At 72.7% G+C, this 9,716-nt stretch carries 10 protein-coding genes and 1 pseudogene; 6 read left to right on the top strand and 5 right to left on the bottom strand.

Annotation, left to right across the window (positions count from 1 at the left end; translation table 11 throughout):
* Positions 1-273: 273 nt before the first annotated feature.
* Positions 274-462 carry a hypothetical protein gene (locus ACWDAK_RS39725; RefSeq protein WP_427396189.1) on the top strand — a complete coding sequence of 63 codons (189 nt, stop codon included), beginning with the start codon at positions 274-276 and terminating at the stop codon, positions 460-462.
* Positions 463-649: 187 nt separating this feature from the next.
* On the opposite strand, the gene ACWDAK_RS39720 is transcribed toward ACWDAK_RS39725, so the two are convergent.
* From ACWDAK_RS39720 to ACWDAK_RS39710, 3 genes are all read right to left on the bottom strand, one after another.
* Positions 650-3,232 (bottom strand): DUF7825 domain-containing protein, encoded by a 2,583-nt coding sequence (locus ACWDAK_RS39720; protein ID WP_427396190.1) that lies wholly within the window; start codon positions 3,230-3,232, stop codon positions 650-652.
* Complete coding sequence (locus ACWDAK_RS39715) at positions 3,229-4,635, bottom strand: SWIM zinc finger family protein (protein ID WP_427396191.1); 1,407 nt, start codon at positions 4,633-4,635, stop codon at positions 3,229-3,231. The genes ACWDAK_RS39720 and ACWDAK_RS39715 overlap by 4 nt, the downstream gene beginning before the upstream one ends.
* A 94-nt stretch (positions 4,636-4,729) precedes the next feature.
* The gene (locus ACWDAK_RS39710) at positions 4,730-5,275 is read right to left on the bottom strand and encodes a hypothetical protein (RefSeq protein ID WP_427396192.1); all 546 of its coding nucleotides are present in this window, start codon (positions 5,273-5,275) and stop codon (positions 4,730-4,732) included.
* Positions 5,276-5,401: 126 nt separating this feature from the next.
* Between ACWDAK_RS39710 and ACWDAK_RS39705 the strand changes: the two genes are divergently transcribed.
* From ACWDAK_RS39705 to ACWDAK_RS39690, 4 genes are all read left to right on the top strand, one after another.
* Complete coding sequence (locus ACWDAK_RS39705) at positions 5,402-6,031, top strand: hypothetical protein (RefSeq protein WP_344641456.1); 630 nt, start codon at positions 5,402-5,404, stop codon at positions 6,029-6,031.
* Positions 6,032-6,425: 394 nt separating this feature from the next.
* The gene (locus ACWDAK_RS39700) at positions 6,426-6,956 is read left to right on the top strand and encodes a SigE family RNA polymerase sigma factor (protein ID WP_344641455.1); all 531 of its coding nucleotides are present in this window, start codon (positions 6,426-6,428) and stop codon (positions 6,954-6,956) included.
* A 32-nt stretch (positions 6,957-6,988) separates the two neighbouring features.
* Positions 6,989-8,293, top strand: a complete 1,305-nt coding sequence (locus ACWDAK_RS39695; RefSeq protein ID WP_427396193.1) for a hypothetical protein — start codon at positions 6,989-6,991, stop codon at positions 8,291-8,293.
* Between the two features lie 93 nt (positions 8,294-8,386).
* Positions 8,387-8,539 carry a hypothetical protein gene (locus ACWDAK_RS39690; protein ID WP_427396194.1) on the top strand — a complete coding sequence of 51 codons (153 nt, stop codon included), beginning with the start codon at positions 8,387-8,389 and terminating at the stop codon, positions 8,537-8,539.
* On the opposite strand, the gene ACWDAK_RS39685 is transcribed toward ACWDAK_RS39690, so the two are convergent.
* Both ACWDAK_RS39685 and ACWDAK_RS39680 read right to left on the bottom strand, forming a co-directional pair.
* Positions 8,527-8,997 (bottom strand): dienelactone hydrolase family protein, encoded by a 471-nt coding sequence (locus ACWDAK_RS39685; RefSeq protein ID WP_344641453.1) that lies wholly within the window; start codon positions 8,995-8,997, stop codon positions 8,527-8,529. The two genes, ACWDAK_RS39690 and ACWDAK_RS39685, sit on opposite strands and share 13 nt — an antisense overlap.
* Positions 8,994-9,296, bottom strand: coding sequence for a dienelactone hydrolase family protein (locus tag ACWDAK_RS39680; protein WP_344641452.1), 303 nt, complete (start codon positions 9,294-9,296; stop codon positions 8,994-8,996). Before ACWDAK_RS39680 ends, ACWDAK_RS39685 begins: the two co-directional genes overlap by 4 nt.
* A gap of 127 nt (positions 9,297-9,423) precedes the next feature.
* Between ACWDAK_RS39680 and ACWDAK_RS39675 the strand changes: the two are divergent.
* Positions 9,424-9,716 (top strand): annotated as a pseudogene (locus tag ACWDAK_RS39675) (transposase); the annotation flags it as partial.

The following is a 9,716-nucleotide window of genomic DNA, read 5'->3' as shown; positions in this document are numbered from 1 at the left end:
CCCTGCGGGACGAGTACTTCAAGGACCGCGGCCGCCGCGCCCGCGGCCTCGACGTCGAGCTGAACGACATCGCCTGGATGGACGTCGAGCTGTAGAACCATTCCCCAGCGGCCCCGTGTCGCCGAAATGTGAGTGAGCGCTTCAGCTGGCGGATGAGCAGTTGAGTTGCCGGGTTGAACGCTTGGCTGATGCCGACTGGACCACGCAGCGGCTGGCCGGCCTCGCGGTGCACAGGCTGCCCACGGCGCGGTAGAGCTGCCGCCTGCCGAGGAGTTGGCCGCCCTGGTCGCCGAGTTCGACCGGATGCGGGCGCTGGTGGCCACGGCGTGGATGCAGGCTGCGGACCAGCTGGCGGCCGTCCCGGACGCACCCACTGCGCTGACCAGCCCGTACTGGTACGGCCAGGACTTGCCCTGCGCCGTCTACCACCTGCACGACATGGCCGACGGCATGGAACCGTAGGGCCCGACCGGGGGAGGAACACATGGCCCGTTCCCGGCATTGGAGCTGCCAGGAACGGGCCACAACGCATTCCGCCGCCTTGCCGCGCCTCGGCCGACCTCGGTGGGTATCCGGTCGCGCCGGAGGGCGAGGGCGCCCTCGCCGCGCAGGGGACGGCGGTCTCCGCGTTGCTGGGGTGAGCCGCCTCTCAGCTCGCCGTCAGCACGGCGTGCAGTGCCCGGGCCTCCTTCAGCAGGCGGGAGGAGCCGCGGCGCGCCGCCAGCGCCTCGACCACCGGCAGCGCACCGGTCGCGCCGCTGCGGGCGGCGCAGTCGGCGGCGATGGCCAGCAGCTCCGGCACGCCGCGTATCGGCTCCGGGGCCAGCAAGCCCGGCAGGGCGGCGCGGAGGACCGACCAGACCGTCCCGTAGGCGCCGGACTCGGCAGCCTGACGGAGGGTGAGCGGCACCCGGTTCAGCGGGGCCACGCCGCAGCGGACCGCCTCGGCGAGATCGGCGCCGAGGCGGTCCGCGTCGAGCGCGTCTTGGGCGGCGAGCAGCAGCAGCGCGTCCACGGCGGCCGTGCGGTCCTCCGCCGTCGCCGCGCCGAGCGCGCACGCCACCGTCAGGTGGACCCCGGGGCCGGCCGGACCGCCCGCCTCGACCAGCTGCGGCAGCAGCTGCGCGCCCTTGGCGCCGTACTGGGCGGCTTCGACGATCGCGTTGCCGAGCCGGACCGCCAGCTCCTCGCGGTGGCAGGGCAGCACGGCGAGGGCGTAGGGCGTCGCGATGTCGCCGTAGACGAGGATGTGGCGCCCCTCCCCGTCCACCATCGGGTTGAGCATCCGGCGTATGTCCGGGTGGAGCCCGGGCTCCTGATCCGGCGCGAGCCCGGGCTGGGTGACGCGCGGGCACGCACGCGGCCCCGCCCCGGCCGGCAGCCGCTCGGTGCGCTGGCCGGGCAGCCCGCCCTGGGCGAGCCACTGGGCCAGCCGTCGGCCCTCCGCCGAGCGGAGCTGCACGGCTGCCGCCTGCACCGCCGGATCGTCCGTCGGCAGGACGCGGAGCAGCGCCTGGCTGAAGTCGGCCGCGCCGACCTCGCCCTCCGCCGCCTCCAGGGCGGCGAGGCGCTCCACCAGCACGGCCGCCTCCAGCCCGCCGTCCGCGTAGCTGGGCGTGGCGACGAGGAAAGGCGTGCGTCCGAGCACGATGAGAGCGGCGGCCTCGTGCACCCGGGTGGCGTGGACGGCGCTGAGGCGCTCCTGATGTTCCGTCCGGAGCGGGCCCTGCCCCTGCAGCATGGCGTGCGCCCGCGCCTCGGTGACCTGACCTGCGGCCGCGGCTGCGGCGAGGGCGATCCAGGTGTGGTCCGGAGACCAGACGCTGAGCGTCTCGGCCCACTCCTCCTCGCCCAGCACCGGCTTCAGCGCCGCCCGGAGCGCCTCCCCGTCCCGGAACGCCTCGCGGACCAGGCCGGCCAGCGTCCGCTCGAAGGCGGCGACGCTGTCGTCGCCCGCCAGCACGGCGGCCAGCTCCTCGGCCACGCCGACGGGACCGTCCAGCGGCTCGGCCAGCGGCACCGACTGGGGGAGCGGCGGCAGCAACTCCTCGTAGGGCGCGGCCGCATCCGAGGCGGCGGGGGCGTCCAGGCCGAAGAGCGCCACCGCACTGGCGGCCTGGGCCGGACCGAGCAGCTCGGTCGCCGCCTGCAGTTCAGGCAGCAGGGCAGGACCCGCCACCTTCAGGTGACGCGCCGCCACCTTGAGCGCCCGCTCCTGCAGTTCCGCGTCGCTCTGCCCGAAGGCCAAGGCCGCGCCGCGCACGGCCGCCGCCGCCCAGTCCGGGGAACGCCGACCGGAGCGGTCCAGCCAGGCGAGCTGGGCGCGCAGCAGCTTCTTCTCGCTGCGGAAGAAGACCGTGGTCGAGGCCTCGGTCAGGTGCTCCGGCTCCAGCAGGCCCGCGGCGTCCGCCTCGGCGAGCTGTGCCTGGCCGAGGGCGGCCACCGGCGACAGGCTGTCCAGCAGCGGCAGGTAGGCGCGGATCCGTGCGGCGATCTCCTCCGGGGTCGGCGCGAGCTCCTCCAGCAGCCGCTGGAAGCCGCGCTGGTCGCCCGGCCGTCCGCCGCGCGCCAGCCGGGCCAGGCAGCGGTCGAGTATCTCGTCGCGCTCGACCACGCCGGCCTCGATCAGCCCGAGGACCGCGCCGCGCCACGCCTCGCCCAGCTGGTCGCCCGCGCCGACGACGCCGAAGAGCCCGAGGAGCAGCGAGGGGGTCGACGGCGCCTGGACCAGCCGGAGCAGCAGCTCGCGTCGGTACTCCTCGGTCGCGTAGGGCGGGACGTGGTGGCGCTGCCACGCCAGCACCACACCGTCCGTGACCGGTACCGGCAGGCCCGTGGCGCGGGCGAGGCGCTCGATCGCCGGGTACTCGTCGCCGAGCCAGGCGGTGGGCCGTCGTTCGGCGATCCTGCGCAGCACCTCCGACTGCCACTCCGGACTCTGTTGGTCGACGACGGACAGGACCGCCTCGTTCTGCCAGACCACGATCCCGGCGGGGGAGCCGACTCCGCTCGCCCAGGAGAACGCGGCGGAGGGCGCCGTGTTGCAGCCCAGCCCCGCCACCAGCAGGGCCAGCTTGTGGCCTCCCGAGTGCTCCCACCAGGCGACGGACATCTCCTTGCGGCGGCGCTTGAGTTCGGGCAGCAGGGCCCGGCGCTCCGCCGGACCCAGTGCGGCCAGCGCAGCCATGACGCCGTTGGCATCCCCAGCGTCCACACGGTCCAGCAGGCTCATCGCGCCGCCCTCTCCTTCACATCGTTCGAGGCGGCGCTCTCCGCCGCCAACCCCACCGCCAGCACGTGCTTGCACGGCCCGCGCCCGCCCCGGTACTTGGCCCACCAGAGGCAGGTGCACCCCAGCGAGCCGTCCGCCGCGCGGCGGACCCGCTGCACATGATCCTCCACGTGCACCAGCGCCCCGCCGTCGGCCTGTGGCCGGACCGCCCCCACGGCGACCAGAGCGCGGGCGGCCCGCAGCCGCGGGTTGTGGGACTCCGCCCGGCCAGCGTCGTAGGGGAGCTGGCGGTGGAAGAAGGCCGCCTCGGCGGTGTCGTAGCCGACCTGCCCGGAGGTACCCAGCCGGGTCAGCGCCGCGCGGACCCGCTGCGACGACAGGCCGGCCTGCTCGGCCAGCTCCGCCACGTCGATCCGCGGCTCCCAGGCCAGCAGCACCGCGACCAGGTCCGCGTCCTGCTCGCTGCCGGCCGATGCCAGCGCGTCCAGCACGCCGCCCTCGCCGGAGAAGCCGCGGGCCGGGTCGGGAGAGAGAGTGAGCGTCAGCCGCATGTCGGGCAGCTCGACCTCCCAGGCTGAGCTGGTCGGCCGGCTGTCCCCGGCCGTCAGCGGCGGGCCGTAGACGCGCAGCGCGCGAGCGTGGCGCAGCACCCGCTGCAGCGCGACCAGCCGCTGCGGGCCGGGCAGGCAGACGGCGCCCGGAACGGGCCGGCTGGTCGGGCGCAGCAGACGCCCGGTGGGGACGACCCACTGCGTCGCGCCGGCCGTGCCGCGCGCGCCCCCCGCATTTCCCGCCGTCAGCGAGCGGAGGAAGCGGACCGCCTCGGCGGCGGGCAACTCGGCGCGCAGGTCGAAGCCGGCGGCTACCACCTGCGTCTCGGCGAAGCCGCGCAGCCAGCGGCCCGGCAGCGGAACCTTCTTCTCCACCAGCGGTCCGTCCGGCGTGGTGACCTCCAGTGCCTCCGGACCGACTGCGAGCCGCAGCGGCTCGGCCGGGCCGAGGCGGCCGAGGGCGTCCCGTAGCGGGACGTTGATGTCGACGTTGGTGGTTCCGTGGCCTATCCCGCCGCCGTCCAGGCCGGACTCGAGCACGTCGAGCCGGGCGTAGACGCCGCCGCAGCCGGAGAAGGACTCGAAGCGCAGCCGGTCGCCGTTGGCGGTGACCACCGGGTCCAGCGAGGCGGGTAGTCGGGGCTGGTAGTAGCGTGCGGCGGCCACGTCCGCGACGGCGAGCAGCCCGGCGGCCGCGGCCGCCGGGGCTGTCAACATCCCCTCGAAGAAGTGGGGATGGGTGACCTCGCCGAAGGGTGTGGCCCCGCCGGAGGTCTCCAGCCCGAGGCGCCCGTGCAGGTCGTCCAGCACGGAGGAGCGCAGATAGCGGTACGTGTGAGCGGCTTGCGTCATGTCGGGAACGCTAGAGCAGGGGGCTGACAGCGTTCGGCGCCGGGCCTGCGGCGACGGGGCCCGGGCGCTCAGTCGCTCGGGGCGGCCCCCTCCCTCAAGCTGCCGCGCCAAGCGGGGCGAAGACGAGGCCGAAGACCGCGGCGATCACGACGTCGAAGCGGTGGTGCATGAGCAAGGTGACCACGGGTTCCTCCACGCGGTAGGGGCGGACCGGACTGCGCCGACCGGGACGGGCGGCGCAACCGTCGTCCGCCCCTTCCAGGCCGCCTCCGGCACCCCAGACACGGGCCCCGCGGAAATTGCGGCCGCTGCCGGTGCCGCCGACCGCCGGGCGCCGGCTGTTCCGGGCGTGCTCGGGGTCACTGGTGCTGGGTCTGTCCGGGGTGGGTGGTGCCGGGGCCGGCCTTGTTCTGATGGTGGGGTGCGGGGTGCAACGCGGGGCTGTCCCGAAGTCGGACAGGCCGTGCAGGGCCTGCAGCGTGATCGCGGCGGCCAGGATCTGCGGCGGCATGCTCGGCCTGCCGTTCGCCGACGGATACATGTCCGCGAACATCCCCGTCGGGAACAGTCGACCCCGGTGCTCGGCCAGGAACGCGAAGACACTCCCCGCCGGGATCAACTCCCGGCACGTCTGCCACACGTCCGGCCCAACCGTCTCCCCGACTTCGGCTGGGAGTGCAACACAACCGAGCCCGGCGGCATTTAGTAAGTGAGCCGCTCTACCGCAGCGGATCGTCTGAATGTCATGTCCTACCAGGGAGCAATTTTGAGTAAGCGTCATCTCCGCCGTACCGTCGCCGGCCTGGCCTCTTCGGCGCTGGCCCTGACCGCGCTCGGCACGGTCGGCGCGACCGTCGCGTCGGCTGCCCCGCACGCGGCCCTCTCAGGGGCGGACGTCCCGCTGTGTTACAACTGGGAAGGCTATACTCCCGTCGTCGGCGAGATGGTCGGTCTGCACGTGGATGCCGATTCCCGATGGTCCGGTGTCGTCAAACTCGCCAACGTCTCGAAGCAGGCATGCGTGATGTACGGGCCCGCTGATGTGCGGACCGACGACGTGCGGTCCGCCAACTGGCCCGTGCTCACCAAGCTCACCACCGGTGTCCTGGGTGACGGAATCTTCTCCGTCGACAAGGAGCACGGAACGGTACTGGAGCCTGGACAAGAGGCCTTCCAGCCCGTCACCTGGCTTAACTCTCCGCCGATCGCTCCCGAGGCGAGCTGCGCGCAGGGCTCTCTCCTCGACATAGTCCGCAACGGCGAAGAGTTCGACGTGGCCGTTCGCGTCCCTGCCACCCGCTTCTGCCCCAGCGGGGACATCGGCTCCCCGCAGGTGCTGATCGGGGTTCCGCAGACCACCCTGGACGACGCGCGGGCCCAGCTCCAGAACCTCTGACACCAAGGAGAGAGCGCCACCGACCGGCAGGCGGGCTGCCGGCTGAAGTTCCACCCTGCGGTGTCCAACCGCAGGGTGGAACGCCTCCGCCAAGGCCGAAAAGTGCTTCGGGTCCAGGAGCGCGTGACATCGAGCCACAGCAGCAGGCGTGCTGAAGCCTGCCGCAGGCCACGTCACGTCTGCCGGCGCATGGTCGCCGCCGGCGCGGTCCCGTCCGAGTCCCGCCGCTCCACCCCCGCGGAACCGGTGATCGCCCTGACCGCACCCCGACCCGACCCTGATGCCGACTCAGGTCCCACACCCGCAGAGCTCGAAGGCCGGCCTGGACCTCCCTCGGGAAAAATAATCTGATCACACCTGCAACATCATCAACTTCTCACGGCGTTAGCGGGGCATGGACCACACCTCGACGAGCGAGACGACGGCCCCGAGGCCGGTCGACTTCCTGGAGTTCGCCGCCGCTTGCGGAGGGCGCCTGTTCAGGACGGCCTACCTGCTGACCGGCGGTGACGCGTACCTTGCCGAGGACCTCGTCCAGGAGGCGCTCAGCCGGATGTACGTCCGCTGGCGGCGGTTGTCGCGACTCGAGAACCCGGCCGGTTATGCGCAGGTCGTCCTGGCCAACACCTTCGTGTCGTACCGGCGGCGCCGCAGCAGCAGCGAACGTGTGGTCCACGAGTTCCCGGAGATCGTCGTACACGACGGCGACCCGACCCTGAGACTGACTCTCCTGCAGGCACTGCGCGAACTCTCCCCGCAGGACCGGGCGGTGCTCGTCCTGCGATTCTGGGAGGACCGCAGCGTCGAGGAGACCGCGGCCGCCCTGCAGCTGTCCTCCTCCGCGGTGCGCTCGCGCAGCCATCGGGCGCTCGGGCGGATGCGCGTACTGCTCGGTGACGGCTTTGCCACGCAGGCGATTCACTGACCTTCCCAGCTCCCGAGAAACGGTGTACAGCCATGCCTTTTGAAGACGAGTTCGCCTCGGCGCTGCGGGAGGTGGCCGACGTCAGCCTCGTGCGCGGGGTCGACGAGCTGGCCGTCGACGCCGCACGGCGCGGCAGACGGAAGAAACTGCGCCGCAACGTCATCGGCGGTGCGGTCATGGTCGCCGTGGTGGCGAGCGGCGCGGCCGCGGTCGCGTCCCTGCCGGGCGGGAGGGGGACGACGGACCCCGCAGCCCCCGCGTCGGCCTCCGTCTCCGGTTCCCCCGCGCCGACCGCCGCCGCCTCGACCCCGGCCGCGCCGGTCGGCGCCGACCAGATGCTGAGCCTCCTCAAGTCCGCGATCCCGAGCGGCTGGCAGGAGAGCAACCCCGACAGCCGAAGCACCGAGCCGGACCCGAAGCTCAACGGCCGCCGGGCACCGTACGCCGGCCTCACGCTCGAGGACGGTCAGGGGCAGGGCTCGATCACGGTGAACCTCCGTCGCGACCCCACCCCCGTCGACATGAACGCGGACTGGGCCAAGTGCCCCGACCCGACCTACGAGCCGTACACGGTCTGCAGCCACACCGCACGACCGGACGGCTCCTACCTGACCGTCCTGCAGCGGTGGACCCACCCCGACAAGGCGCGCGGCTTCAAGCAGTGGTTCGCGACGCTGCGCCGTCCGGATGGAGCGGTGGTCGACGTCACCGAGTACAACATGCCGGGCCAGACCGTCTACCAGCTCACCCGGACCGATCCGCCACTGACTGCGGACCAGCTCGCCGCCATCGCCACCGACCATCGCTGGGACCAGGTCCTGAACGCGCTGCCCGCCGCGGCCGCTCCCGCGAAGACCGACATGCCGCCGCCGAACTTCACCTCGCCCAAGGTCGACCAGATCCTGGCCACCGCCGCCCAGCTCCTGCCCAACGGGCTGAAGGAGAGCGACACCGGCGGCAGTGGCGCCATCGGCGACGCCCACTTCACCGTCGACGACGGCCAGGGCAAGAGCCTGATCGAGGTGATCGTCCAGGACTGGAGCGGCTTCCAGCCGAGCAAGTTCTCGGGTGCCGACGTCAGCACCGAGTTCAAGAACGCCACCACGCTGTCCGACGGGACCAAGGTGCTCTCGTACACCGAGGACGACTTCGCGGGCCACAAGGGCATCGTCCGCAACGGCGTCGACATCCTGCGGCCGGACCACCTGCGTGTCCTCGTCCACTCCTTCAACTCCGCCGCTCCGGCGGGCCAACCGACGCGGGACGCCCCGGCCCTGACGCTGGACCAGCTCCAGGCCCTCGCCACCAGCCCCGCCTGGCACGGCCCGGCGAAGTGACCCACCCGGCGGCTCACCGCAGTCGGCCTGGGCCTCCCGCACGAGGGGACGGGAGGCCCGGGCCGATCTGGTGGCGCTCGCCTCCCCGGGGACGTGAGCGCTACACGCGCCCTGGCTCGGATCGCGATGAGCCGGACACGGCTGCCGCAGAGCTTCGCCATGCCGTCGACATCCGAGGTGAGCATGGCCACCGGCCCCGGCCGGCGCAGCACCGTCTCGGCGACGGTCGCCCATCAGCGCGCCTGATGGGCGAGCTGCTCGGCGTGGTCAGGTCCGGTGAGGAATGCCTGCACGCGCTTCCAGGCGTGCTTCGCGGCATCGGGGTCGGTGTCGAGGAATCGGTGCCCGACTCCCGGGTAGACGACGAACTCATGTGACACGCTCGCTCCGTGCAGTGCGTCGCGGATCTCCTGCTGCGAGTTCGGCGGGATGATGTGGTCGTGCTCGCCGACGAGGAACAGCACTCGTGCGGTGATCGCGGCGGTGCGGGACAGGGTCGGTTCGGGCCTGCCGAGCGGGACTTCGGTCGTCGGCAGCCAGCCCCCGTAGAACACCACCACGGCGTCGAGGTCGTGCGCGGTCGCGGCGAGGTAGGCGATGTGGCCGCCCATGCTCAGGCCGACCATCGCGACCCGTCCACTGCTGGCGGCACGCAGGTGGCCGATGGCGGTGCCCACGTCGGCGAGGACCTGTTCGCGCGTCATGAGATGCAGCAGCTCGAAGCCCCGGCTGCGACCCGCGTCATCGCGCGGCAGATCGGCCCAGGGGGCCGGTGGTGGAAGTCGGGGGCGAGCGCGACGAATCCGAGCCCCGCGAGCCGTTCGCAGACGTCCCGCACACGCTGGTCGATCCCGAACAGCTCCATCCCCACCACGATGCCGGGGAACGCTCCGGGTGCGGCGGGACGGGCGAGATAGCCGCCCATGCCCGCCCCGTCGCGGCCCACCGGGATCTCGACGTGCTCGGTGCGAACGGGGTACGTGATCGGAAGTCCTGTGGTCATGCCCCGACCGTACGCAGCTGTCTAAGACCGACCGGCAAATGGTGGGTGGGGCAGCCCAGGCGGGCCCGAACGCAAGGCAGGCACGAGCCTGAGTGATCATGACGCTCAGTGATCACCCGGAGGGCTCGTGCCTGCGGTCCCATCATGCCTTTTGGAACCCCCTGTGGGACCAATTCGCCGCTCTGCTGCCCGTGCCACGGATACGCCGAGAGCCATCCGCTGGGTTGTCACCGGCGACGGGTTCCAGAGCGGACCGTCTTCGAGTACATCGTGCTCGCGCTGGTCCACGGCTCCGGCTACGAACGGATCGCTGGCGCCGGATGCTCCGGTCGGACCATCCGGCGCCGCGTCAAGCAGTGGGCTGAACTGGGGATATCCGAGAAGGTCCATGCCCTTGCACTCGAGGCCTACGACCGCATG

This window comes from Kitasatospora sp. NPDC001175, from assembly GCF_053598215.1.
This window is presented reverse-complemented; position numbering and strand designations above follow the sequence as displayed.